The sequence below is a fragment of the Acetitomaculum ruminis DSM 5522 genome (assembly GCF_900112085.1).
In the GTDB taxonomy this organism is placed as follows: Bacteria; Bacillota; Clostridia; order Lachnospirales; family Lachnospiraceae; genus Acetitomaculum; species Acetitomaculum ruminis.
This window is the reverse complement of sequence record NZ_FOJY01000017.1, coordinates 56769-79795: the sequence shown is the minus strand read 5'-3', so window position 1 is coordinate 79795 and position 23027 is coordinate 56769. Positions and strand designations below refer to the sequence as shown.

Annotated in this window: 29 protein-coding genes; 27 read left to right on the top strand and 2 right to left on the bottom strand. The window is 37.5% G+C overall.

Annotation, left to right across the window (positions count from 1 at the left end):
• Positions 1-201: 201 nt before the first annotated feature.
• From BM153_RS10980 to BM153_RS10945, 8 genes are all read left to right on the top strand, one after another.
• Complete coding sequence (locus BM153_RS10980) at positions 202-426, top strand: hypothetical protein (RefSeq protein WP_092873732.1); 225 nt, start codon at positions 202-204, stop codon at positions 424-426.
• On the top strand, positions 407-718 hold the full coding sequence (locus BM153_RS10975; RefSeq protein WP_092873729.1) for a YbjQ family protein: 312 nt from the start codon (positions 407-409) through the stop codon (positions 716-718). Before BM153_RS10980 ends, BM153_RS10975 begins: the two co-directional genes overlap by 20 nt.
• Before the next feature lie 249 nt (positions 719-967).
• Positions 968-1954, top strand: coding sequence for a DUF4097 family beta strand repeat-containing protein (locus tag BM153_RS10970; protein ID WP_092873726.1), 987 nt, complete (start codon positions 968-970; stop codon positions 1952-1954).
• Between the two features lie 294 nt (positions 1955-2248).
• Positions 2249-2461 carry a 4Fe-4S binding protein gene (locus BM153_RS10965; protein ID WP_330392112.1) on the top strand — a complete coding sequence of 71 codons (213 nt, stop codon included), beginning with the start codon at positions 2249-2251 and terminating at the stop codon, positions 2459-2461.
• Complete coding sequence (locus tag BM153_RS10960) at positions 2454-3035, top strand: 4Fe-4S binding protein (RefSeq protein ID WP_092873723.1); 582 nt, start codon at positions 2454-2456, stop codon at positions 3033-3035. Before BM153_RS10965 ends, BM153_RS10960 begins: the two co-directional genes overlap by 8 nt.
• Positions 3036-3083: 48 nt before the next feature.
• A complete protein-coding gene (locus BM153_RS10955) occupies positions 3084-3755 on the top strand; it encodes a Crp/Fnr family transcriptional regulator (protein ID WP_092873720.1) in 672 nt (223 codons plus the stop codon).
• A gap of 395 nt (positions 3756-4150) precedes the next feature.
• Positions 4151-5713, top strand: a complete 1563-nt coding sequence (locus BM153_RS10950) for a methyl-accepting chemotaxis protein (RefSeq protein ID WP_092873717.1) — start codon at positions 4151-4153, stop codon at positions 5711-5713.
• Positions 5714-5743: 30 nt separating this feature from the next.
• Complete coding sequence (locus BM153_RS10945; RefSeq protein WP_330392110.1) at positions 5744-6232, top strand: nucleoside deaminase; 489 nt, start codon at positions 5744-5746, stop codon at positions 6230-6232.
• 36 nt (positions 6233-6268) lie between these two features.
• Here BM153_RS10945 and BM153_RS10940 read toward each other — a convergent pair whose 3' ends face one another.
• Entirely contained in the window at positions 6269-6553 is a 285-nt protein-coding gene (locus BM153_RS10940; protein ID WP_092873714.1) for a hypothetical protein, read from the bottom strand.
• A gap of 434 nt (positions 6554-6987) precedes the next feature.
• Between BM153_RS10940 and eutS the strand changes: the two genes are divergently transcribed.
• Genes eutS through BM153_RS10845 form a run of 19 tightly spaced genes read left to right on the top strand, consistent with a single transcriptional unit; the run spans position 6988 to position 22287 of the window.
• On the top strand, positions 6988-7341 hold the full coding sequence (gene eutS / locus BM153_RS10935; protein ID WP_092873711.1) for an ethanolamine utilization microcompartment protein EutS: 354 nt from the start codon (positions 6988-6990) through the stop codon (positions 7339-7341).
• 3 nt (positions 7342-7344) lie between these two features.
• Positions 7345-7803: a EutP/PduV family microcompartment system protein gene (locus BM153_RS10930; RefSeq protein ID WP_092873708.1), complete on the top strand. Its 459-nt coding sequence runs from the start codon at positions 7345-7347 to the stop codon at positions 7801-7803.
• 13 nt (positions 7804-7816) lie between these two features.
• Positions 7817-9247, top strand: a complete 1431-nt coding sequence (gene eutA / locus BM153_RS10925) for an ethanolamine ammonia-lyase reactivating factor EutA (RefSeq protein WP_092873705.1) — start codon at positions 7817-7819, stop codon at positions 9245-9247.
• A 29-nt stretch (positions 9248-9276) separates the two neighbouring features.
• Positions 9277-10647, top strand: coding sequence for an ethanolamine ammonia-lyase subunit EutB (locus BM153_RS10920; RefSeq protein WP_092873702.1), 1371 nt, complete (start codon positions 9277-9279; stop codon positions 10645-10647).
• Positions 10648-10659: 12 nt separating this feature from the next.
• On the top strand, positions 10660-11604 hold the full coding sequence (gene eutC / locus BM153_RS10915) for an ethanolamine ammonia-lyase subunit EutC (RefSeq protein WP_177205647.1): 945 nt from the start codon (positions 10660-10662) through the stop codon (positions 11602-11604).
• Positions 11605-11623: 19 nt separating this feature from the next.
• Positions 11624-12274, top strand: coding sequence for an ethanolamine utilization microcompartment protein EutL (eutL, locus tag BM153_RS10910; RefSeq protein WP_092873698.1), 651 nt, complete (start codon positions 11624-11626; stop codon positions 12272-12274).
• 33 nt (positions 12275-12307) lie between these two features.
• The gene (locus BM153_RS14445) at positions 12308-12895 is read left to right on the top strand and encodes a BMC domain-containing protein (RefSeq protein WP_092873695.1); all 588 of its coding nucleotides are present in this window, start codon (positions 12308-12310) and stop codon (positions 12893-12895) included.
• Positions 12896-12898: 3 nt separating this feature from the next.
• On the top strand, positions 12899-14374 hold the full coding sequence (locus BM153_RS10900; RefSeq protein WP_092873692.1) for an acetaldehyde dehydrogenase (acetylating): 1476 nt from the start codon (positions 12899-12901) through the stop codon (positions 14372-14374).
• A 19-nt stretch (positions 14375-14393) separates the two neighbouring features.
• Positions 14394-14684 carry an ethanolamine utilization microcompartment protein EutM gene (eutM, locus tag BM153_RS10895; protein WP_092873689.1) on the top strand — a complete coding sequence of 97 codons (291 nt, stop codon included), beginning with the start codon at positions 14394-14396 and terminating at the stop codon, positions 14682-14684.
• A 40-nt stretch (positions 14685-14724) separates the two neighbouring features.
• On the top strand, positions 14725-15534 hold the full coding sequence (locus BM153_RS10890; protein WP_092873686.1) for an ATP-binding protein: 810 nt from the start codon (positions 14725-14727) through the stop codon (positions 15532-15534).
• A gap of 28 nt (positions 15535-15562) precedes the next feature.
• Entirely contained in the window at positions 15563-16183 is a 621-nt protein-coding gene (gene pduL / locus BM153_RS10885) for a phosphate propanoyltransferase (RefSeq protein WP_092873683.1), read from the top strand.
• Positions 16184-16192: 9 nt separating this feature from the next.
• Complete coding sequence (eutJ, locus tag BM153_RS10880; protein ID WP_092873680.1) at positions 16193-17008, top strand: ethanolamine utilization protein EutJ; 816 nt, start codon at positions 16193-16195, stop codon at positions 17006-17008.
• A 33-nt stretch (positions 17009-17041) separates the two neighbouring features.
• Positions 17042-17800, top strand: a complete 759-nt coding sequence (locus BM153_RS10875; protein ID WP_092873677.1) for a hypothetical protein — start codon at positions 17042-17044, stop codon at positions 17798-17800.
• A gap of 4 nt (positions 17801-17804) precedes the next feature.
• On the top strand, positions 17805-18089 hold the full coding sequence (locus BM153_RS10870; protein WP_092873736.1) for a EutN/CcmL family microcompartment protein: 285 nt from the start codon (positions 17805-17807) through the stop codon (positions 18087-18089).
• A gap of 33 nt (positions 18090-18122) precedes the next feature.
• The gene (locus BM153_RS10865; RefSeq protein WP_092873674.1) at positions 18123-19481 is read left to right on the top strand and encodes a 4Fe-4S dicluster domain-containing protein; all 1359 of its coding nucleotides are present in this window, start codon (positions 18123-18125) and stop codon (positions 19479-19481) included.
• On the top strand, positions 19478-20017 hold the full coding sequence (locus BM153_RS10860; RefSeq protein WP_092873671.1) for a BMC domain-containing protein: 540 nt from the start codon (positions 19478-19480) through the stop codon (positions 20015-20017). Before BM153_RS10865 ends, BM153_RS10860 begins: the two co-directional genes overlap by 4 nt.
• Before the next feature lie 19 nt (positions 20018-20036).
• On the top strand, positions 20037-21254 hold the full coding sequence (locus BM153_RS10855; RefSeq protein ID WP_092873668.1) for an ethanolamine utilization protein EutH: 1218 nt from the start codon (positions 20037-20039) through the stop codon (positions 21252-21254).
• 16 nt (positions 21255-21270) lie between these two features.
• Positions 21271-21717, top strand: a complete 447-nt coding sequence (locus BM153_RS10850; protein WP_092873665.1) for a cupin domain-containing protein — start codon at positions 21271-21273, stop codon at positions 21715-21717.
• Between the two features lie 21 nt (positions 21718-21738).
• Positions 21739-22287, top strand: a complete 549-nt coding sequence (locus tag BM153_RS10845) for a DUF2284 domain-containing protein (protein WP_092873662.1) — start codon at positions 21739-21741, stop codon at positions 22285-22287.
• A 46-nt stretch (positions 22288-22333) separates the two neighbouring features.
• On the opposite strand, the gene BM153_RS10840 is transcribed toward BM153_RS10845, so the two are convergent.
• Entirely contained in the window at positions 22334-22912 is a 579-nt protein-coding gene (locus BM153_RS10840; RefSeq protein ID WP_177205646.1) for an ANTAR domain-containing response regulator, read from the bottom strand.
• Positions 22913-23027: the final 115 nt, after the last annotated feature.

The following is a 23027-nucleotide window of genomic DNA, read 5'->3' as shown; positions in this document are numbered from 1 at the left end:
GGAGTTTAAGAAAGGAAAGCTGGAAAATGAAACTTAAAAGAATAAATTATAATCTGACAGTTTGTAAAGTGCCACTGCGTTCATGAGGAAGTAGCAAAGCGGATTCCGAATGTCCGCTTTACGAATGATTGCTTTACCAAAAACAAGTCAAATTGGAAATAATAATTATAATAGCTGTAATGTAAATATAAGAGAAATTGTATGAATAATCATTTAAAGAAAAAGATAGCACCTGTGATAATAACTATTATCATGGTTTTATATTATTTTATTTACTTTATTTTTTTAATGACAATATTTAAAGGTGTCGCCAGAATGCTACTAGGAGTTGCGCCTTTCTTACTTTCTATGGTGATGATTGGCGTATGTATTCAAAGACTAAAAGAAATAGATGGAGGAGAAGAGGATGATCTTAGTAAATACTGATTATATTAGCGGAAAAAATCTTGAAATGCTTGGTTTAGTTAAGGGTAGCACCATTCAGTCAAAGAACATAGGACGAGATATTACCCAGGGTCTTAAGACTTTAGTAGGGGGTGAACTTGTAGCCTATAATGATATGATGAATGAGGCTCGCGCTCTTGCCACAAAGCGTATGGAAAAGGAGGCTGAAGCTCTAGGAGCAGATGCCATTGTAAATGTACGATATTCATCATCAGCGATTATGCAGGGAGCAGCCGAGGTAATCTCTTACGGAACAGCAGTAAAATTTGTTTAAGATTTAAACGCAGTGTAAGCAATCCCCCGCTTCAAAAGCGTAAGCTTTAAGCGGGGGTATAAGCTTACTAGTGTCAGAAGGGGTTAAAGCCCATTCTGACAGGTGGCACAAAGTGCCACTGCGTTCATGAGGAAGTAGCGAAGCGGATTCCGAATGTCCGCTTTACTGGATAATATAGTTTTAATGTACAAAGCGGATTTGAAAAAGTCCGCTTTACAAATAACTTGAGAAAATGGAGAGAGTGTGTTTATGAATAAAAATTCCAAAAAATTATTGGGTATTTTTGTAGTTTTACTTGTGATTTCTATGGGGACGGGAGGCTTAAAAGGATGTAGTAAACTATTTGGAAAATTCAGTAAGAAAAGTGTAAGCTCTGGAAGGCAGACAATTACAGACGAATCTTTTGATAGTTTTGACAGCATAGAAGTTGAAGGAAACGCAAATGTTTATATGGTTACAGAGGATTATTTTAAAAATCCAACCTGGCTTTCTGAAAATGAATTATTAGATTCTACTCAGGCAGACAAAGCAGATGTTTATCATGTAATTGTAATTAGAGAAAAAAGTATTCCTGAACCCAAAATCAGCCTGAATAAAGGTCATCTAAAAATTGATTCAAACAGGGATAACAATTGGCTTTTTGGAATTTTTTCAGATAATGATTTAGCAACAGAAATTCTTATTTGTTGCCCAAAGAAGGAAATGAAATCCCTTAAAGTAGACGTTGATACGGGAAATATTATGCTGGGGGAAATATCCTATAAAAAAGCAGAGTTTGAAACTGACACCGGATATATACAGCTAACTAATGTAGCCGGAGATAAGCAGGATATTCAAAGCGATACCGGTGATCTTTTTATTTCAGGGAAATTTAATGGCAAAATTGAAGCAGACTCTGACACCGGTGATGTTAATCTTTCGGGAGAATTTAAAGAAAAGGTGAAAGCAACTTCTGATACCGGAAGTGTTTGTATATCAGGAAATTTTAATAAAGATATTGATATTAATTCTGATACAGGAGATATCACCATCAAGACCCCATCGGATATTAAATCATCCGGTGAAATAAATCTTGAAACAGATACAGGAGATATTATTATAAAAGAAAATGGTAAGGACATAGAAAAAATTGATGGTAGTCCGGCTAAATACAGCCATGAAGGTTCTGGAAAAAGAATAAAAGTTCAATCTGATACAGGGGATATTGTATTATCATTTGGGGAAAAAATAGATTAATAAGTGGCTTATTGGCTAAATTTAGACTTCCGAAGGCAAAAGCTTTCGGGAGTTTTTTTCTTATTTGTTTTGGATTCTTAACAAAGTTTTGAGTTTTTTTGAGTTATAAACAGTCAAAAATTTATCTTACCGGTTCCGATTATAAAAAAAGACTTACAAATGTGACTTAATCACATATTTAAATAATTGTTTTTGATATTATTAGCTTGATAACAATATGTCTTGCATATCAGGTCTTTACAAAAATAAAAATAACAGGCCTTGCATTTAAGTAGAAAAATTCAGGAGGATATAATGGTAAAATCTAAAAGATTTGCACAGGTTAATAAACAGTGCTGTGTTGCCTGTGGAGCTTGTATAAAGGAATGTCAAAAAGATGCCATATCCATTATTAATGGCTGTTATGCCCAAATAAATGATGAGATTTGCGTTGGCTGCGGGAAATGTGAAGCTGTCTGTCCGGCAGGAAGTATTGAATTGAAAGCGAGGAAAAAAAGGGATGAATAAGAAAAAACATTGGTATGACTATCTTTGGATTTGGTCTATACTGTATTTTACTTTGGGATTTTTTAATATTTTATTTGCCTGGCTTGGAATGATAGATTTTCTTGTACCCTTGCTTTTTGCAATAATAGCCGGAAATAAAAACTTCTGTAATAAATATTGCGGACGGGGACAGCTTTTTACAGTGCTTGGAAAAAAGGCAAAGTGTTCTGCTTTTAGAAATACCCCTAAATGGATGTCCTCCAAATATTTTCGCTACGGATTTTTAATATTTTTCTTAACAATGTTTGGAAATATGGTTTTTCAGACCTGGCTTGTGGCAAGTGGCGCTCAGTCCTTACGAGAAGTAATTAAACTATTTTGGACAATACACCTTCCATGGGGATGGGCATATACGGCAAATACCCTTCCGGATTGGATAGCCCAGTTTTCCTTTGGTTTTTATAGTTTAATGCTTACTTCAACACTGATAGGTCTTATTGTAATGGTGTTTTTCAAACCAAGAACCTGGTGCAGCTTTTGTCCAATGGGAACCATGACTCAGGGTATCTGCAAAATTAAAAATAAAAACAAATAAATATAGCATTTCACAAGAAAGACAGATTGTTTTACAAAGGAAAAAGACATGAGTAATACAGAAAATATCAGGAAACTTCTTCCTTTTTGGAGTCATTTAAGTAAGGAAGAAATTGAAAGAATAGAGATAAGTTTAATAGAGAAATCTTTTTCAAAAGGAGAATTAGTCTCACAAAATTCAAATTCCTGTGAGGGAATGATTATTGTTGAAAAAGGAGATATAAGGGTTTCAATTATTTCTGAAGAAGGAAAACAGATTACCTTATTTCATGTTTCAGATAATGAGGTGTGTGTCATGTCTGCATCCTGTGTCATAGCAAAGCTTACCTTTGAAACTGTTATAAATGCTCAAAAAGATACCAAAATATTTGTTATCCCATCGGCAACCCTTGATTTTTTGATAGATAATAATATACATGTTAAGGCAAAGACCTACGAGCTTTTAGTGGAGAGATTTTCCACAGTTGTCCGGGTAATGGAGCAGATATTATTCAAAAGAATCGACCATAGAATAGCAGATTTTTTGCTATCTCATTATAAAAAAACTAAAAATAAAGAAATAAAAATGACCCAGGAAGAAATTGCTTTTGAAATAAATACTGCAAGGGAAGTAGTTGCCAGAATTCTAAAACAATTTGCTTTTGAAAATCTTGTGGAATTAAAAAGAGGAAAAATAATACTTAAAGATATTGATAAATTAAAGGCTTTATTCAAAGATTAAAAAAATAAATTTTCATACTATTATACAAGGGATTTATCAACTCTTTTGTTAAGTATGTCGATATATTTAAAAAGGTGTAGGAGAACATGATATTTTAATAAATGAAATATTTTGTTCTCCCTTTATTTACATAGAAGATATTTAAAAATGATAGCAAAAGGCTATTAAGTAAGTGCAATTAATAACAAACAGGGGGGTTTGAATTTAAAATGTATAAGTATTATTGCGTATAAAAATTTAATATATTATTCAAAAAATTTCTGCTTAGGTGGGCTATCCGGCTTTTTTGGGATTTAAAGGAATATTAAATTTCCTGCTGCATCTCGCAGAAATATTCCTGACTTGTTTTTTAACATGCTGTAGGTAAAAATAAAAAAGAAATGGAGACTTAAAGGATGGGTAGACGGTTTACTATTAGGAAATGGATTCAGTTTTTGGTTATTTCGGCAGTTTTTCTTGCGGCTTTTGTTGTGGGGGGTGTTGCCGTTATCACCTGTATTAGAACAATTAAGAGCGACTATACAAAAATGGCAGAAATTGCCACTACACATTTGCTTGAGACCATAGAAAAAAGTGAAGGCAAATGGAAGTATGATGAGAAAACGGCCAGATTGTATCATGGAGATGATGAAATTACAGTTGAGCTTTTTGATACTGTAAATAATAGCGAAGTGCCGGTATTTCACACGATTTTTAAAGACGATTTAAGGGTACTTACCAATATCAAAAAAGAGGATGGCTCCTATGCCACAGGAACTACGGCAGATGCCACCATATATGCCACTCTTAAAAAAGGGGAAACCTATACACAAAACGGGGTAAAAATTTTAGGAAGCAGCTATACTGTATGTTATGAGCCAATTTATAACGGTGATGAGTTTTGGGGAATGGCATTTACGGGAGTAAGTCAGTCCACGGTAACCAGCGAAACCATGAAACTTCTTGCGGCTATTTTGATTTCAATGTTTCTTTCCCTTCTTGTTATTATTATAATTTCAAACAAGGTATTAAAAAATCTTGCCAATAAATTAATACGAGAAATAGAAAATGGTCAGGATCAGTTAGTGGATTTTTCAAAGCGTATTAAACAGATTTCCAACAGAACTACCGAAGAAACCAAGGAAATTGCAAAGGCAATGAACAGTGTTGCCCAAGGGGCTACGGGACAGGCAGCAGCAACTCAGGAAGCTATGTCATCTACAGATGAATTTACTTCCAGTTTAGATGCCGTTAATGAAGAAATCCATAACAGCAGAACCAGCCTAAGTAAGATTACGGAATGTGCCAAAGGTTCTACCAGGGCAATGGTGGAATTAAATCAAAGTATAAGCGACAATAATGAAATCGTTGAGCATATATCCCAGGATATTGAGCAGGGAGTGAAAAATACAGACAATGCTCAGTCCATAGTTAAAACCATTGATGATTTGGCATTTCAGATTAATCTGCTTGCCCTAAATGCTTCTGTTGAGGCGGCTCATGCAGGAGCTTACGGAAAAGGCTTTGCAGTTGTTGCAGATGAAATAAAAAATCTGGCAGAAAATTCTGCTCAGTCCGTTGCTCAAACCGGAAATATTATTACGGAAATCGTGGAAACAATGAAAAAAATCAAGGAATCCAATGACAGTTTCGTAGAAAGTAACCTTGAACAGACTAAGAAGGCAAAGGCTGTAGTGGATGCCATGAACGCCATGAGAGACAGCGTAAATGATATAGAAGAAAAATTAAATAATATAAATGATAAATCCGATTCTATTCAAACAGTAAAAAGCGAGCTGGTAAAGGTGGTTCATGCCCTTTCAAGGACTGCCCAGGATAATGCGGCAGCTTCTGAAGAGGTATGCTCATCTGCCGAAACCGTAGGTAAAGATGTGGCAGACATGGAAAGACGCCTTGAAGAAATAAATGACATATGTGATAATCTTGGAGGAGTTATTGACTTCTTTGGAAGAAAATAAAATATTATTTTAATATAAGGACTGATTGTAATGAAAGAAGAAAAAATTGAAATCACAGCTCAAAATCCCTATATGAGTGATGCTGTTAGTGAAGCCCTAGAGGGGATAAATAGTGGTCATGGGGGTCCCTTTGGTTGTGTAATAGTTAAAGATGAAAAAATAGTGGGTAGAGGACACAATATGGTACTTAAAAACTGTGATTCCACCGCCCACGGGGAAGTAGTAGCCATAAGAGATGCTGAAAAAAATCTGAATACCTATGACCTTTCAAACTGTATTCTTTATACTACGGCAGAACCTTGTCCTATGTGCCTGTATGCCATACTTTGGGCAAATATAAAAAAGGTTTATTATGGCTGTACCATAAAAGATACTGCAAATATAGGCTTTCGAGATGAAAAATTCGATGATCTTGCCGGTGGACGAGAAGCATTTAAGGATTTTTTATCCTGCATTGACAGAGATGCCTGTCTTTCATTATTTGATTATTACGAGAAACTGGAAAGTGAAATTTATTAGAAAAAAAGGCTTTCATAAAAATCTTATGGAAGCCTTTTAATAGGTCATATGCCAGATGGTGTTGTTTAATTCGTAATAAAGTCTTATTAGCTTTTTGACTCCAAAAACAATGATTTTACATTCGTAAACAAAGGTATTGTTGGTTACAAAGACTCCGTCAGGCATAAGCTTAGTACCCTGGTGGGAAAGGTCTTTATATTCTTTAATATTATAAATTTGATATTCACCTTCTGTATCCTTCACCCGAACCCGCATAGGTATCAGGCTTCCGTCTTTGGAGTGCTGGCAGATGACATCAACCGCAATTCTCTTTCTATCCATAATATTCACCACATTCATAACTGTAAGTAAAATAGTCGAAAGTCTGTTCTGTATTCTCTTTTGACTATTATAGAACTAATATTCGGTTTTGTAAAGGTTTAGTAAAAGAATGATGAAGTAGCGAAGCGGATTTAAGAATGTCCGCTTTACATTTACTGTAAAATTCTAATAAGAAAAATAAAAGGAAAAATATAATGGTACCACTATTTAAAATTCAGAATATTATATAAAAATAGGATTGACATCAGACAACTTATTGTGCTATTATACTATGGAAGTAATAGCAAATATAATTGAATATTGAAGTACCTGCGACGCAGCAGGTTACTTTCTCTTAGCGATGCAGCTTTAGAATACACATATTTCTTTTTTTAAGAAATGTTTTCTAGGCTGCGTTTTTTTTTGCATCTTCTGTAATAAAAGGAGGGTGATGTATGTCTATGCTAGACGGTGGAAAAGAAAGGATTATACAGGAGTTTGTACCTGGTAAGCAGGTTACACTGGCTCACGTAATTCCCCATCCTGTAAATGATCTTTACAACAAAATGGGACTCATTGACGGTAAGGGTTCTATAGGTATTTTTACAATTACCCCTAGTGAGGCGGCTATTATTGCGGCAGATGTGGCAAGTAAGGCGGCAAGCGTCAGTATAGGTTTTGTTGACAGATTCAACGGCTCATTAATAATAACCGGAGATGTGGCTGCGGTAGAGGCTGCACTTAATGATGTAATGGCAGTACTTTGTGATGAAATGGGGTTTGCGAGAACTCAGATAACGAGGTCGTAAGTTATGGATGAAAAAAAGAAAAAACGCATTATTCTTATAGGAAGATCGATGTCAGGAAAAACTACCCTGTGTCAATATATGGATAATAAAGAGCTCAAATACCATAAGACACAGACAATACAGATTTTTAATGATTTTGTTATTGATACTCCCGGAGAGTATCTTGAAAGGGGAAGTTTAAGAGGTGCTTTGACTGTTACTGCGGTGGAAGCAGATTTAATAGTTTTAGTACAGGAAGCCGATGAGGAGGGGACAATGTTTCCTCCGGGTTATTCATCCACCTTTGCAAAACCTTGTATAGGCATAGTAACAAAAAGTGATTTGGCTGATGAAAGAAAAATTGAATATTGTGAAAAATGCTTAAAGATGGCAGGGGCCAAAGAGGTATTTGTAACCAGTAGTTATACTGGCAGCGGATTTGAAGAATTAATGGACTTTTTAGAAAAATTTAGTGAGAAATAGGAGGCGGGGTGTTTTGCAGGAGACTATTCTAAGTGCCGGTATAGACATCGGTACATCTACTACACAGCTTATATTCAGCAGGATTACCATTGAAAATCTTGCAAGCAGTTATAATGTTCCAAGGGTAAGCATAATTGACAAAGAAGTCATTTACAGGAGCAATATATATTTTACCCCCCTTAAATCCCAAAGGGAAATAGACAGTGAAAAGGTCGCAGGAATAATTATAGATGAATATAAAAGAGCAGGTATCAGCCCTTCAGACCTTAAAACCGGTGCTGTAATAATTACCGGAGAAACTGCAAGGAAAGAAAATGCTGATGTGGTCCTTAGTTCTCTTAGTAACATGGCAGGTGATTTTGTGGTTGCCACAGCCGGACCTGATCTTGAATCTGTTCTGTCAGCTAAAGGAGCAGGAGCAGATGTTTTATCTGAAGAAAACAGAGAAGTTGTTGCAAATGTGGACATAGGAGGGGGGACGAGTAATATAGCCTTCTTTTACAAGGGAATCTTAAAGGGAGTTTGCTGCCTTGATATAGGGGGAAGGCTAATTAAAATCGAAAATAATAAAATTTCGTATATTTTTCCGTCAATAAAAGAATTAGCAAATAATCATGGAATATCCATAAATGTAGGAGATAGGGCTGATGAAGCTGTTTTATCAAAGGTATGTGATTTAATGGCGGACCAGCTTGCTATGGCGCTCCACTTTAGTAAACCAGATGATTTTCACAGAAAGTTGTACACGAATGACGGAAAACCACTTCCTGATGAGCCTAAGATACAGGCTATCACCTATTCAGGGGGAGTGGCAGATTGTATTTATAGCCCAGAAAATAAAGAAACCTTTATGTATGGGGATATAGGCGTTCTGCTAGGACGGGCTGTGAAAAGGCATTCGGTTTTGAGTAACTTAAAGACCTATGTGGCAAAGGAGACAATAAGGGCGACAGTAGTGGGGGCAGGCAGCCATACCACTAATGTAAGCGGAAGCACAATAAGTTATGACAGAAAGAAACTGCCCATAAAAAATATTCCGGTATTAAAAGTCGGCCGGGATGAAGAAATGAATGCCGGGGCGTTTGAAAAAGCCATAACTTCAAAAATTGAGCTTTACAAGCCTGAAGGGGAATTAGAACAGGTGGCAATAGCTTTTTCCGGAGAGTTTCATACAGGTTTTAAAGAAATACAAGAGTTGGCGGATATTTTGATAAAGGCGGGAGATGAAATAATAAAAGGAGCCTATCCGCTTATTGTACTTGTGGAAAATGACATAGCAAAAGCTTTGGGAAATGCTTTAAATGTCAAGCTTGAAAGGAAAAAAGAAGTCATTTGTATTGATTGTATCTACGCTTCTGACGGAGATTACATCGATATAGGAGAGCCCCTCTCCGAAGGCCGGGTTGTTCCGGTAGTTACCAAAACTTTGATATTTAACCGCTAATTGGTATTAAAGAAAAAGAGGTGAATGATTTGATTCTAAAGACAAAGCTTTTTGGCAAGGTTTACGAATTCAAGTCTCTTCGTGAAGTCATGGCCAAAGCAAATGAGGAAAAATCAGGTGACAGACTTGCTGGTATAGCAGCAGAGTCAGCAGAAGAAAGGGTAGCGGCAAAGGTTGTTTTATCCCACATTACTCTTGAGGATTTAAGAAATAATCCTGCTGTACCTTACGAAGAAGATGAAGTCACAAGAATTATTCAAGATGCCGTAAATGAAAAAATCTATGACGGCATAAAGAGAATGACTGTAGCAGAATTTCGTGAATGGTTACTTGATACTGAGACTACAACTGACATGATTAAAAGGGCATCAAGAGGTCTTACAAGTGAAATGGTTGCGGCTGTATGTAAATTAATGAGTAATCTGGATTTGATTTATGCAGCTAAGAAAATCAGAGTTTCCGCTCATTGTAATACCACTATTGGATTACCTGGAACCTTTTCATCAAGACTTCAGCCAAACCATACAACAGATGATCCTAAAGGAATCATGGCATCTGTTATGGAAGGTTTCAGTTTAGGCTGTGGTGATGCGGTACTTGGCTTAAACCCTGTTGATGATTCAGTGGAAAGTGTAGCAAGGATATTAAGCAGCTTTGATGAATTTAAAAATAAATGGGAAATACCTACACAGATTTGTGTACTTGCCCATGTAACCACCCAGATGGAGGCAATGAACAGATTAAATGCCCCGATAGACTTGATGTTCCAGTCTATTGCCGGTTCACAAAAGGGAAATGAAGCTTTTGGTCTTACGGCTACCATGCTTGACGAAGGTCGTGATGCAATGCTTCACAATGCCACATCTACAGGCCCTAATGTAATGTATTTTGAAACCGGACAGGGTTCTGAGCTTTCAAGTGAGGCTCATAACGGCTGGGATCAGGTTACAATGGAGGCTCGTTGTTATGGATTTGCAAAGAAATACGAACCATTCCTTGTAAATACCGTAGTAGGATTTATCGGACCTGAATATCTTTATGATTCCAAACAGGTAATAAGAGCAGGTCTTGAAGATCATTTTATGGGTAAACTTACAGGTATACCAATGGGCTGTGATGCTTGTTATACAAACCATATGAAGGCAGACCAAAATGATATAGAAAACCTTGCAACTCTTTTAGTTGCAGCAGGATGTAACTACATAATGGGAGTTCCTGAAGGTGATGACTGTATGCTTATGTATCAGTGTACAGGTTATCATGAAGCTGCAAGTCTTAGAGAAGCCTTTGGACTTCGTCCAATTAAGGAATTTGATGAATGGCTTGAAAAGATGGGATTTTCAGAAAACGGAAAGCTTACGCCTCTTGCAGGTGATGCTTCAGTATTCTTAAGCAAATAGGAGGTGCGTATTGTGGTTAGTGAAAATGATTTAAAGAACATTATTGCGCAGGTGCTTAATGAGATGAACCTTTCCGGAGGTAGTGATCAAAGACCTTCTGAAGAAATAAAAACAAATAGTGAAAGTGCCCCGCCAAACGAGGAAACAACTAAAGGAAAATTTGTTCCGGATCCTTCAAAAAATGTAGTTGAGGACGGATGCTGGGATGATGTGGCTGCTGTCAGCCTTCAAAAACAGTATCTGGTGGAGAATCCTGTAAATGGTGAAGCATTTTATGATTTAAAGCAATTTGCCCCATGCCGTCTTGGAATAGGAAAAGCAGGAGCAAGATATAAAACTGACCCGCAATTACAATTCAGAGCTGCTCACTCAGCTGCTCAGGATGCGGTATTTTCTGATGTAGACCAGGATTTTGTAGATAATATGGGACTATTTACAGTTCAGACCATGTGTGACAGCAAGGATACCTATCTTACAAGACCTGACCTTGGAAGAAAACTAAGTGAAGAAGCAGTTGCTACAATAAAGGAAAAATGCAAAATGAATCCTACAGTTCAGATTTATGTATCTGACGGACTTAGTTCAGCAGCTATTGCAGCCAATGTAGGTGACGTTCTTCCAGCTTTAGAGCAGGGTCTTAAAAGCTACGGCATAGATTACGGAACACCATTTTTCGTAAAATATGGTCGTGTGGGAGTAGAAGACCAGATAAGTGAAATTACAAAATGTGATGTTGTTTGTGTACTTATAGGAGAAAGACCGGGACTTATTACAGCAACCTCCATGTCAGCCTATATTGCCTATAAGGCAACGGTAGGTATGCCGGAAGCAAGAAGAACCGTACTTTCAAATATTCATAAAGAAGGCACAAACCCTGCAGAAGCGGGAGCACATATTGCGGATATTATTAAAAAGATACTTGATAACAAGGCAAGTGGAACTGATTTGAAACTGTAAGAATAAGGAGGCAGACAATATGAAACGAGATCCAATTCCAGCCAAGGTTCTTTCAACCAAAATAATTCCAAATGTAGCACCGGGAATGGCAAAGGAATTAAATTTGACCCCAGATCAAAGGTCATTGGCATTAATAACCGCAGATTGCGATGATGTTACTTACACAGCCCTTGATGAAGCAACCAAGAAAGCAGATGTAAAGGTTGTATATGCAAAGAGTTTTTATGGTGGTGCTGATAATGCTAACACAAAGCTTGCAGGTGAAATTATAGGAATACTTGCAGGTCCAAATCCGGCTGAAGTAAAAAGCGGACTTGAGGCTTGCGTTGACATGATAGAAAATGTGGCTCACTTCGTATCAGCAAATGATGATGATGACATAGTTTACTATGCTCACTGTATTTCCCGTACAGGCTCATATTTATCAGAAGGAGCAGGTATTGCTGAAGGAGAGGCACTGGCATATCTTATTGCACCGCCATTAGAGGCAATGTATGCAGTGGATGCGGCATTAAAGGCAGCAGATGTAACAATGTGTGTACTTTATGCTCCACCGTCAGAAACAAACTTTGGAGGTGCGTTACTTACAGGAAGCCAGTCAGCATGCAAGGCTGCATGCGACGCATTTGCCGCTGCGGTAGAATTTGTAGCTGATAACCCGATTGAATAGAAAATGTTGTTCGACTGGTAAGAGAGGTAAAATATGCAGGCTTTAGGGATGATAGAAGTATATGGATATCTTGCAGCAGTTGAAGCTTTAGACAGTGCATTAAAAGCGGCTAATGTATCTTTACTTGATACAGTATCTGTTAAGGGAGGAATAGTAAGCGTGCTGGTAATAGGAGATGTGGGGGCTGTAAAAGCAGCAGTAGATGCATCTTCGGCAGCGGCAGAAAGAGTAGGAAAGGTATTAAGTGTACATGTAATACCAAGACCGGATGGCGATGTTATAAAAATGCTTAAAAAAGATATACAACATGGGCCAACCCCACCTGATCCACCAAAACCGCAAGACCCACCAAAACCGCCAAAAACAGATGAACCAAAACCACCTTTTATAAATGACGGCCCACAAATTACAAATGAAGGTTTAAAAGAGGAGGAAAAAGAGCCGGATCTTACCAATGATAATGATGAATTTAAAAATTCGCTGCAGGATATGACAGTTGAAAAGCTTAGAACCATGGCCAGACAGCTGAAAATAAAATCCATGAGTAAAAAAGAGATTCGTTTTGCAAAAAAGGAAGAACTGATTGATGCTATAGAACAACATAAAAGACAGGAGAGGTAAAAGATGCAGTTATACGATAAAGATCTTTTGTCGGTTCAGGAAGTAAGAGAACTGGTGGAAAAGGCTAAAAAAGCCCAGGAAGAACTTGCCATGATGGACCAGGAAAAAGTAGATGCCATTGTAAAATCCATAGCTGATGCCGGAGTAAGAAATGCAAAAAGACTTGCAAAGATGGCAAGAGACGAAACCGGATTTGGCATCGAAGCAGATAAAGTTATAAAAAATGTATTCGGAAGCCGTGGAGTATATGAATACATAAAAGATATGAAAACAATAGGGGTGCTTGAAGAAGATAAAGAAAACGGAATTACCAAAGTCGCAGTACCGGTGGGGGTTATTGCAGGACTTGTTCCTTCCACAAATCCTACTTCAACGGCATTTTATAAGTCAGAAATATCAATAAAAGCAGGAAATGCCATAATTTTCTCACCTCATCCAAATGGTAGAAATTGTATTGTGGAAGCTGTAAAGGTAATAAGACAGGCAATATCTGAGGTAGGAGGAAATGAAGACCTTGTTCAGGTAATCACCATTCCTACAGCTCAGGCTACAGATAATTTAATGAAGCACCCTGATGTTTCAATGATACTGGCAACCGGAGGCTCTGCCATGGTAAGAGCAGCTTATTCCTCAGGAACACCGGCTATTGGTGTAGGTCCTGGAAACGGCCCTGCCTACATAGAAAAAACCGCCGACATACCTTTGGCAGTAAAAAGAATTTTAGATTCTAAAACATTTGATAATGGAACAATTTGTGCTTCTGAGCAGTCAATTGTATGTGACGATGATATGGAACCGGTTATCAGAGCAGAAATGGAAAAACAGGGAGCATACTTTTTGACCCCTGAGCAGGTTAAAAAACTTGGTTCCTTTATTTTAAGGGCAAATGGAACCATGAATCCTATGATAGTAGGAAAAGATGTGGCTGTAATAGCAGAACTTGCCGGAATAGATGTGCCAAAAGGTGCAAGAGTTTTAGTTGCAAAAGAAGATGGAATAGGAAGAGGACATCCTTACTCAAATGAAAAACTGGCACCGATTCTTGCTTTTTATACAGCACCAAGTTATGTAGAGGTTTGCAAGTTTGTTCAGGATATTCTTCATTATGAAGGTGCAGGACACACCTTTTCAATGCATACAAAAGACGAAAAGATGGTTGATTACTTTGCAAAAAGAGTACCTGCATCAAGGATAATCGTAAATACACCAAGTACTTTGGGAGGAATAGGTGCTTCCACAAAATTAATGCCTGCTCTTACATTAGGCTGTGGAGCTGTAGGAGGAAGTGCTACTTCAGAAAATGTTGGACCTATGCAGTTATTAAATATCAGATATGTTGCAAGGGGAAGATGTGAAATTGAAGACATTAAAAATGATATGCCGGATTGCGACGGCAGTATATGTAAACCAAGGGTATCTATCGATAATATAGATGTAGAGGCACTTGTAGAGGAAATAATTAAAAGGCTTAAAGCTTAAGAATTAAGGAGGAAAAAATATGGCAACACAACAAGCACTGGGAATGATAGAAACTAAGGGACTCGTAGCTTCTATAGAGGCTGCGGATGCAATGGTAAAGGCTGCTAACGTTACTCTTATCGGAAAAGAGCATGTTGGAGGCGGACTTGTTACCGTTATGGTAAGAGGTGATGTAGGGGCAGTTAAAGCGGCTACTGATGCAGGTTCTGCTGCTGCTGAACGCGTAGGAGAATTAATAAGCGTACATGTAATCCCAAGACCTCATGAAGAAGTAGAATTCATCCTTCCAAAGCTGAATACTTCAAATTAAGAATTTAGCGATTAATTGTAAGGAGGTGATTTTTTAGGTCATGAAAGTAATAACTGAAGCAATATTGCGTGATGAACTAAGAGCTTTAAAACCGGAAACTTACGTAATTCCGGAAGGAAAAATACTTTCTCCCGCAGGCAGGGAATACCTCCAGCAACTAAAAATAAAAATAATAACTCAAAAAGAACTTAAAAACTCTAAAAAAGAAAGTAAAGAAGTTTCAGAGGCTGTTAAAGAGTCAGATTCAAAACCAAAACAGTCTCCTGAAAATCTTGACATGATGAAAAAGCCAAAATACAAAGATTATGAATCAGGTGCCTTCTACTATGATAAGCCTGAGCATATGACCCAGCTTTATGGAAATATGCTTGTAACAAAAAATCATGAAAGAATCTATTTCAGAGGCAGATTAGACGCCTTAGAAGCAGAGTTTGTATTAAAACAGACAGTGTTAAAAGAGGACGGGGCATCACAGGGTCTAATCGATGATCTTGAAGATATTTTAAACAGTTTAAGAGAAATGATGAGATGCGATGTTCTTAATCTGCCTTATAGAAGAGACTACATGATAGGCTTAAACCATGCTGAATTAAGGGAACATTCCCATAATCCACAGAAATTTTACAATATAGAGCAAATGATTTTACCAAGTTATACCTTAGGGAAAACCTATGCAATAATAAATTTCTTAAGAACCAAGGTAAGAGAAACCGAGGTGGCAGCAGTAACGGCCTTTAGCAAAGGAGTAAAGTGTGAAAGGCCGGATATTGTAGAAGAACTGAATCGGATGTCCAGTGCCATGCATATAATAATGTGTAAACATATGGCGGGAGAGTATGGCAAAGATTAAGATTTGCTTTTTAGCATAAGGAGGACGGATGGATCAGATAGTTGAGAAAGTAGCGGATACAATCGTAGGTCTTGGACTGGTGGAAGTCGAAGTTTCGGCACGACATGTTCATCTGTCACAAAAGGCAGTGGAGGTTTTATTCGGGAAAGGGGCAGTTTTAAATGAAAAGCGTCCCTTATCCCAGATTGGACAGTTTTTATCAAACGAACGAGTAACAATAAAAGGGCCAAAAAGACAGATGGAAAATGTTGCAGTACTTGGACCGGTACGAAACGCCACTCAGGTAGAAATTTCAAAAAGTGATGCCGTGGCTTTGGGAGTTGATGCACCTTTAAGAGAATCAGGTGATTTAGAAGGCGCAGCAGCCATAACCATAATAGGTCCGGCAGGCACATTGGAGGTAGAAAACGGGGCAATAATTGCCCACAATCATGTGCATGTTCCGCCTGAAGTTGCACAAAGACTGAATATAAAGGACAAGGAAAGAGTCGATGTAGAAATCCTTACAGAGCGTCCGGTAGTCTTTAGTGATGTAATAATCAGGGTCAGTGACATGTTCAGATTCAGGATGCATGTTGATTTTGACGAGGCTAATGCAGCCTTTGTGAAAGGATATACTCTCGGAAAAATAATAAAAAAAGAGAATTAAGGTGATTAAATGGACAGGCAACGGGTTGAAGAATTAATGGAGCGGGTAGAGCGTTCAGAAAAAGAAGTACTCCTTAAACCGCAGGGAGAATTAAAATGTGGGGTTGATTTAGGTACAGCTTACATAGTAATAGTTGTCCTTGATAAAGATGATAATCCCATAGCCTGCGAAAAACAGGCAGCCAATGTACTTAGAGATGGCGTAGTGGTAGACTACACAGGCGCTCTTAAAATAGTTAAAAGTCTGAAGGAAAAATTAGAACAAAGGCTTGGCGTAGAGCTATATAAATGTGCCATAGCAATGCCCTCAGGTACAGAAGGCAGTGTTAAGACACACCAGTATGTAGCAGAAGGAGCAGGTTTTGAAGTAACCAATGTTTTGGATGAGCCAAGCTGTGCCAACGCTATATACAAAATAGATGATGGTGTAATAGTAGATATTGGAGGCGGAACAACAGGACTGGCAATTTTAAATGGAGGAAAAGTAGTACAAACAGAGGATGAACCAACGGGAGGTACTCATTTATCATTGGTATTAGCAGGAAATTACGGAATATCTTTTGAAGAAGCGGAAAAAATAAAACAGGATTATAAAAGACACAATGAAATCCTTCCTGTAGTCAGACCTGTAGCTCAAAAAATGGCCAGTATCGTAAAAAAATATATTGATCCGTCCAACACCGACACAATATATCTGTGTGGCGGAACCAGTTGTCTGACAGGAATCGAGGGTATTATCGAAAAAGAAACAGGAATACATACAGTTAAGCCAAAGAATCCGTTTTTGGTTACGCCAACAGGCATAGCCATGAACTGCCTGCTTTAGGTTTCAAAAATAAAAGGAAAGGAGGAATTTGGCATGGATATGGACGCACTCGTTAATGAGATAACAAAAAGAGTGCAGGCAAAAATTAACGAGCTCGCCGGTGAAAACCAGGCAAATGAAGCTGATGATAAGGCAAAAATCCTGCTTCTTGCAAAAGAAGAATGTGAATTTGTAAATCAGACTTTAAAATGCCAGAAATTAGGCGAGTATTACAAAAAAGACAGTGCAAAAGAAATGGGATATAACTGTGATTTATCTGAATATGAAGCAGTTATAGCCTATAACCTTACAAATGAAGACTTAGGGAAAATAGCAAATGGTATAACAGATGATGGATATACAAAACTGTTTAGCAAAGCCCTTCTTTTAGGAAAAAAAGTATTTATTCCAAGAGAAGTAGTGGAGCTTTACAGCTATAAGGATACAGCCTTCCACGCTTATTATGACAAATTAAATAAATTAATAACTTTGTTATCAAGAAGCGGGGTGGTTATACTTCCTTTTGACCAGCTTCAATCTGCTATATTGGACGGACAGACACAAAACCCTAAGTGTTGCAGCTTGCGTCCTCCAAAAGAGATTAAAGAAAAAAAATGTGACGAGGATGAAAAAGACAGTAAAGTTGTAACTCTAAAAAAACATGTAATAAATGAAAGAGATATGGTTTTAGTAAATACAGAAAGCGCACTCGTAGTATGTATTGACGAAAGAGCCATAATGACAGACCTTGCAAAAGAATACGCAAAGAGGCACAAAATAGAAATTATAAGAAAGCCTCTTGGAAATGGATAGGCCTATGAAAGTAGCCAAAGTAATTGGAAATATCTGGGCAACCAGAAAAGAAGACAAATTAGAAGGCTTAAAACTTCTTGTACTACAACCAATAAACCTGCTTAAAAGTTTTCCTGAAGGCTCCCCTATAATAGCAGCAGACATTATAGATGCAGGAGTTGGGGAAACAGTAATATATGTACAAGGCAGCTCTGCAAGAGGAGCTGCCGGAAGCAGGGAAATCCCTGTTGATGCTACCGTGGTAGCTATAGTAGATGGATCTGATATAGATGAAAGTCTTCTGGATTAGTCATAAAAAATAATAAAAAAGGGCGGTGATGTTATGGAATTATTAGAGGCGGTTGAGGCTTGTGGAGTAGTAGGAGCCGGTGGAGCCGGATTTCCAACTCATATAAAGTTAAAGGCCCAAAGTGAGTATTTTCTTGTAAATGCCGCTGAATGTGAACCGCTTATAGAGACGGATAAATATTTATGCAGAAGTCAGGCCCAAAGGCTTGTGGATACCGTAGGAAAAATTGCAGCTCATTTAAACGCCGATAAACCGGTTATTGTATTAAAAGATCATTACCATGAGGAAATAAAAGCCGTAGAAGAGGCAATAAAAGAATTAAACAGTAATGTAACAATATTCAAAATAAGGACATTTTATCCTGCAGGAGATGAGCAGTCATTAGTAGAGCAGGTCACAAGAAGAAGCGTTCCTGAAAGGGGATTGCCTTTGGATGTGGGATGTGTGGTATCAAATGTAGGAACAGTTCTTTCAGTTGCAGATGCCTTAGAAGGAAAGCCTGTGGACTGGAAATACCTTTCAGTTACCGGAGATGTAAATGAGATAAAAATGTTTCATGTTCCAGTGGGCACACCTGTTTTAAAGATTTTAGAAAAAGTAAATATAAGACCGAAAGATTACAGTGTCATAATGGGAGGACCAATGATGGGCAAAATGCTTTCAGATAAGAAGGCGATAGAAGAAGCTGTTGTGACAAAAACAACGGGAAATCTTTTAGTTATTCCATCAGACCATTACCTTGTAAGAAGGTCTAATTTACCTTTAAGAACCATGATAAGACAGGCAGCCAGCGTATGTATACAATGCAGAATGTGTACAGATTTATGTCCAAGATATCTGATAGGTCATGATGTATTTCCAAACAAGGTTATGCGAAATGTCTGGAGAGAAGAAAACATAACAGACAATGACAGTTACCTTGAAATATTTGGAAGTGCCGCAAATTGCTGCTCTTGTGGAGCTTGTGAGATGTTTTCTTGTCCTATGGGATTATCTCCTAGAAGAATGAATGAATACATTAAGGGCAAATTAAGACAAAGGGGGATAGATGTTCCAAAAAATACATCCCCTCAGGCAAGAAGCGGTGTAGATATACACAAAATACCTACTGAAAGGCTTATAGCAAGACTTGGATTGTCAGAATATGACACCCATAAAAGTCCAAATGATTTAATAGAATTTGAGCCGGAAGAATGCATAATTCCTCTTTCACAGCATATCGGAAAACCGGCATCTGCCGTGGTTTCAAAAGGAGACAGCGTAAATAAGGGAGATTTAGTTGCAAAAGCGGCTGAGGGACTTTCCGCAAATATACATTGTGGAATAGATGGACTTGTAACAGATGTAACAGATACAAAAATAGTAATAAGTAAAAGGGGGGATAATCTTTGAGCAAATCAATCGGAATGGTAGAACTTTCAAGTATAGCCAGGGGGATAGAGACCAGTGATTACATGGTAAAAGCAGCCCAGGTGGATTTGCTTAAATCATCTACTGTCTGCCCTGGAAAATATATGATAATAGTAGGAGGAGACACCGGAGATGTAAAAGCATCCATGAAAGAAGGAATACTTCAGGGAGCGGAATATGTTGTAGATACGCTTCAAATATCAAATGTGCATGAGCAGCTTATACCGGCACTTACCGGCTCAGCTACAATAGACGAAAGAGGTGCAGTGGGAGTAGTGGAATTTTATTCCATAGCTTCAGCCATATTAGCGGCAGATGATGCCGTAAAGGCAGCTCAGGTAAAACTTATAGAAGTAAGAACCGGTTATGCAATAGGTGGTAAAGGCTTCTTTACAATCACAGGAGATGTAGGAGCAGTAAGAGCAGCTGTAAAAGCAGCCAGCGAAAACAGAGAATTATTCGTTCAAAGTACAGTTATTCCAAGACCTTCAAAGCAGGTGTTTGACTCACTTCTTTAGAAAAATAGGAGGTAGTTTTATGTTTGATGATTTGGTAAAAGAATTGACCAATGTCAGTGCCTTTACTGACAGCTTTAATGAATGGATAGGCGATTTGTCAGTAAATAAGATAATCATTTTTATAATGATGATATTTATGTTAGTAGGAGCCGTAGACAGAATTCTTGGAAATAAAAAAGGCTACGGCCAGGAATTTGAAGAAGGCTTTAATGCTATGGGACCTCTTGCAATAGCAATGGCAGGTGTAGTTGCAGCAGCACCGGTACTTAGCTTATTGCTTTCACCAATTATTGTACCTATATATCAGCTTGTTGGAGCAGACCCTTCCATGTTTGCCACAACCCTTTTAGCCTGTGACATGGGTGGTTATCCTCTTGCCATGAGTATGGCGGGAAATGAAACAATAGGTAACTTCTCAGGTCTTATCTTAGGAACAATGATGGGACCAACTATAGTATTTACAATCCCGGTAGCTTTATCCATCATAAAAAAAGAAGACAGACCATACCTTGGAGCAGGTATATTAGCCGGTCTTATAACAGTACCTATAGGATGTATTTGTGGTGGACTTGTTATGAACATAACAAAATATAAAATTGACATACTTACAATAGTAATAAACCTTATTCCGGTTATTGTAATTGCAGGATTAATCGTAGTAGGTTTATGGGTAATTCCGGACAAAATGATAAACGGATTCAACCATTTTGGTAATGCCGTAACCATAATAATTACCATATTCACAGCAATAGCAGTATTTGAATATGAAACAGGAATAAAATTCCCGTTAATGAACATCATGGTAGAAGCAGATGCAGACGGGGTAGTACCTTTAGAGTCCGGACTTTTAACCTGTGGTCAGATTTCAATAGTATTAATCGGAGCATTCCCAATGGTTAAATGGATAACCAATACATTCGGAAAAGCATTAAATGCCATCGGAAGCAAACTTGGCATGGATGAAAAAGGTTCAGCCGGACTGGTTGCAAACCTTGCCAACAACATTGCCATGTTTAATATAATGGGAGAAATGAATCCAAAAGGAAAATTATTGAATGTCGCTTTTGCTGTAAGTGCGGCCTTTGTATTTGGAGATCACTTAGGATTTACTGCCGGTGTAAATTCAGACATGATATTCCCGGTTATAGTGGGTAAATTAGTAGCCGGTATAACAGCTTTGATACTTGCAAATATACTTTCTCCTAAACTTCTTGATAAGGTAAAAGAAAAAGCTTAAGAAAGGAGAAGTCGTAATGAATGTAAGTGAAGAACTTATTCGTGAAATAGTAAAAAAAGTTTTGACAGAGTCAGTTTCTTGTTCTTGTAAAAAGGAAGAAGATTTTGTCAAAGAAAAAGATAAAAGCGGAATAATAAAAGTGGCAACTTCCACGGTAAAATGCGAGCCTTTTGAACAGGAAGGTGTGGCACTAAAAGATGTACTTACCTTAGAAGAAGCCCCGAGAATGGGATGTGGCATAATGGAGCTTGATCATACAAGCTTTGAATGGACCCTTACCTATGATGAATACGACATGGTAATAGACGGAACATTAGAGATAGAAGTAGACGGAAGAGTCGTATCAGCAGGACCGGGTGAAATAATATACATTCCAAAAAACACCCATATTCATTTCCAGACACCGAATAAAACCAGATATGCATATTTCGTATATCCGGCAAACTGGGCAGATTTAGCATAAAAATAAAGGAAAAGGTGACTTATGGATTACGATGCAAAAGTATTTGTAAAGGCAATTAAAAAAGAAAAAATACTAAGTGAGTATATGATGAAAACAGATGTAACTAAGGCTTGTAAGTTTTGTCCCTACTATAACAAAGCCTGGTCATGCCCTCCGGGAACACCTGATGCAGCATGCTACTTAGAAGCTTATAATACAGGTATTTTCATCGTAACCAAAGTCACCTATTTAAATAATCTGGAGAAAAAAGAGCCGGATTTAGAAGAAATTAAAAAAATCAGGGAAGAAAGCTATGAAAAAGTAAAAGGTCAGATAGCAACAGCCATGTATGACTTAGAAGAAAATCTAGAAAATTCCAGAATGTTAATAGCAGGAAGATGTCTAAACTGTAAAAGCTGTCACAGATTAGAAAACAAGCCCTGCAGATATCCAATGTATAGAAGATATTCCATAACAGCCTTTGGATTTGATATAGCAAAAATACTTAAAGATTTCTTTGATATAAAACTAATCTGGTGTTCCAACAAACTTCCAGAATACGAACTTGCCGTTTCAGCAATTTTCATATAAAAAAGCTTTAGATTTGTTCATCTAAAGCCTTTTTTAGGAGAAAAAACTAGCAGATTTCACCGCAGTTTTTTAATATAATCTCTGAAACAGTTCCCATGGAGCATTTCTTCTCCATACTTAATAATCTTATTTTTTTATAGGCATGATCCTCAGAAAGACACTCGGCTTTCATAAGATAACCCTTGGCTTTTTCAATAACCTTCCTGTCAGCCAGCCTTTTTTCCATAAGAGATAAATCATGCTGAATTTTTTCCAGCTTAAGGGCATTGGACAAGGCGATTTCACAGGTAGAAACAAGAGTCTGGGCATTACTTACAGGCTTAACAAGATATCCCAAAACCCCTAAATCCTTAGCCTTTGACAAAAGACTACTGTCGTAAGAAGAAGTCATAAGAACAATAGCCTTACTGTTTTTTTCCTCATGAATAACCCTAAGAGCGTTGAAATCCTCTGCCACAGGCGTTTCAACATCAAATATGGTAACTTCAGGATTAAACTGCCTTGAAAGATAAATGGCATCAAAACCGTCCGTTCCCTCCGCAACTACCTCATTATCAGCATTTTCCATAAAACATTTGATATTCAGACGCGCATCCAAATCCTCATCAATAATCATAATTTTCATTTTCCACATTTACTCCCTTAACCTTTTATTTTTAGAAATTCCGTAATATATTTCGGAATATATCAATAATTAATTGATAATTATTAAGCACAAATATATAAATTTAATAAATTAG

Excerpts from the sequence above, each read along its gene's own strand:
- BM153_RS10980 (WP_092873732.1), top strand. The coding sequence starts at position 202 with ATGAATAATCATTTAAAGAAAAAGATAGCACCTGTGATAATAACTATT.
- BM153_RS10975 (WP_092873729.1), top strand. The coding sequence starts at position 407 with ATGATCTTAGTAAATACTGATTATATTAGCGGAAAAAATCTTGAAATG.
- BM153_RS10970 (WP_092873726.1), top strand. The coding sequence starts at position 968 with ATGAATAAAAATTCCAAAAAATTATTGGGTATTTTTGTAGTTTTACTT.
- BM153_RS10965 (WP_330392112.1), top strand. The coding sequence starts at position 2,249 with ATGGTAAAATCTAAAAGATTTGCACAGGTTAATAAACAGTGCTGTGTT.
- BM153_RS10960 (WP_092873723.1), top strand. The coding sequence starts at position 2,454 with ATGAATAAGAAAAAACATTGGTATGACTATCTTTGGATTTGGTCTATA.
- BM153_RS10955 (WP_092873720.1), top strand. The coding sequence starts at position 3,084 with ATGAGTAATACAGAAAATATCAGGAAACTTCTTCCTTTTTGGAGTCAT.
- BM153_RS10950 (WP_092873717.1), top strand. The coding sequence starts at position 4,151 with ATGGGTAGACGGTTTACTATTAGGAAATGGATTCAGTTTTTGGTTATT.
- BM153_RS10945 (WP_330392110.1), top strand. The coding sequence starts at position 5,744 with ATGAAAGAAGAAAAAATTGAAATCACAGCTCAAAATCCCTATATGAGT.
- BM153_RS10940 (WP_092873714.1), bottom strand. The coding sequence starts at position 6,553 with ATGGATAGAAAGAGAATTGCGGTTGATGTCATCTGCCAGCACTCCAAA.
- eutS (WP_092873711.1), top strand. The coding sequence starts at position 6,988 with ATGTCTATGCTAGACGGTGGAAAAGAAAGGATTATACAGGAGTTTGTA.
- BM153_RS10930 (WP_092873708.1), top strand. The coding sequence starts at position 7,345 with ATGGATGAAAAAAAGAAAAAACGCATTATTCTTATAGGAAGATCGATG.
- eutL (WP_092873698.1), top strand. The coding sequence starts at position 11,624 with ATGAAACGAGATCCAATTCCAGCCAAGGTTCTTTCAACCAAAATAATT.
- BM153_RS14445 (WP_092873695.1), top strand. The coding sequence starts at position 12,308 with ATGCAGGCTTTAGGGATGATAGAAGTATATGGATATCTTGCAGCAGTT.
- BM153_RS10900 (WP_092873692.1), top strand. The coding sequence starts at position 12,899 with ATGCAGTTATACGATAAAGATCTTTTGTCGGTTCAGGAAGTAAGAGAA.
- eutM (WP_092873689.1), top strand. The coding sequence starts at position 14,394 with ATGGCAACACAACAAGCACTGGGAATGATAGAAACTAAGGGACTCGTA.
- BM153_RS10890 (WP_092873686.1), top strand. The coding sequence starts at position 14,725 with ATGAAAGTAATAACTGAAGCAATATTGCGTGATGAACTAAGAGCTTTA.
- pduL (WP_092873683.1), top strand. The coding sequence starts at position 15,563 with ATGGATCAGATAGTTGAGAAAGTAGCGGATACAATCGTAGGTCTTGGA.
- eutJ (WP_092873680.1), top strand. The coding sequence starts at position 16,193 with ATGGACAGGCAACGGGTTGAAGAATTAATGGAGCGGGTAGAGCGTTCA.
- BM153_RS10875 (WP_092873677.1), top strand. The coding sequence starts at position 17,042 with ATGGATATGGACGCACTCGTTAATGAGATAACAAAAAGAGTGCAGGCA.
- BM153_RS10870 (WP_092873736.1), top strand. The coding sequence starts at position 17,805 with ATGAAAGTAGCCAAAGTAATTGGAAATATCTGGGCAACCAGAAAAGAA.
- BM153_RS10865 (WP_092873674.1), top strand. The coding sequence starts at position 18,123 with ATGGAATTATTAGAGGCGGTTGAGGCTTGTGGAGTAGTAGGAGCCGGT.
- BM153_RS10855 (WP_092873668.1), top strand. The coding sequence starts at position 20,037 with ATGTTTGATGATTTGGTAAAAGAATTGACCAATGTCAGTGCCTTTACT.
- BM153_RS10850 (WP_092873665.1), top strand. The coding sequence starts at position 21,271 with ATGAATGTAAGTGAAGAACTTATTCGTGAAATAGTAAAAAAAGTTTTG.
- BM153_RS10845 (WP_092873662.1), top strand. The coding sequence starts at position 21,739 with ATGGATTACGATGCAAAAGTATTTGTAAAGGCAATTAAAAAAGAAAAA.
- BM153_RS10840 (WP_177205646.1), bottom strand. The coding sequence starts at position 22,912 with ATGAAAATTATGATTATTGATGAGGATTTGGATGCGCGTCTGAATATC.